Raw genomic sequence first — 400 nt, 5'->3', positions numbered from 1 at the left:
GCCTTAAACACCCGGTCTTTGGTCTCCTGGCTGACATAGCCGTTGCCCGACAGCACCCGCGAAACGGTCGCCTTCGATACCCCCGCGCGCTTTGCGACCTCCAGCATCGTTGCCATGTGATTCTTCCTGTTGCAAAAGTTGCAGGCAGTGTACTGCACGTTTCCCGCTTTTACAGCACTCCCCTGTTCATCACCGCGATCCGGCTCACGGCGACGCTTAGCGATCAAAATCACAAAATTGAGATCATATTTTTTTATTTCTTGTGCAATTAAATAAAACTCACCATGATTTTGTGGAACCGGTTTCCTACAAAAACATGCTATCGCCCGGCGATGCGGGGCGGTGGCAGATCAGTACCCTATTGATAAACAGGATAAAATCCGATGTCGAAAAATTATGC

At 49.5% G+C, this 400-nt stretch carries 1 protein-coding gene; it reads right to left on the bottom strand.

Annotated features, from left to right (window positions below):
- Window positions 1-116 (bottom strand): LacI family DNA-binding transcriptional regulator (locus HG543_RS54250; protein WP_169352745.1); only part of this gene is annotated, 116 nt, incomplete at its 3' end.
- Between the last annotated feature and the right edge of the window lie 284 nt (window positions 117-400).

Source organism: Pyxidicoccus fallax (genome assembly GCF_012933655.1).
Classification (GTDB): Bacteria; Myxococcota; Myxococcia; order Myxococcales; family Myxococcaceae; genus Myxococcus; species Myxococcus fallax.
The sequence above is the reverse complement of the archived record's forward strand: the minus strand, read 5'-3'. Positions and strand labels throughout refer to the sequence as shown.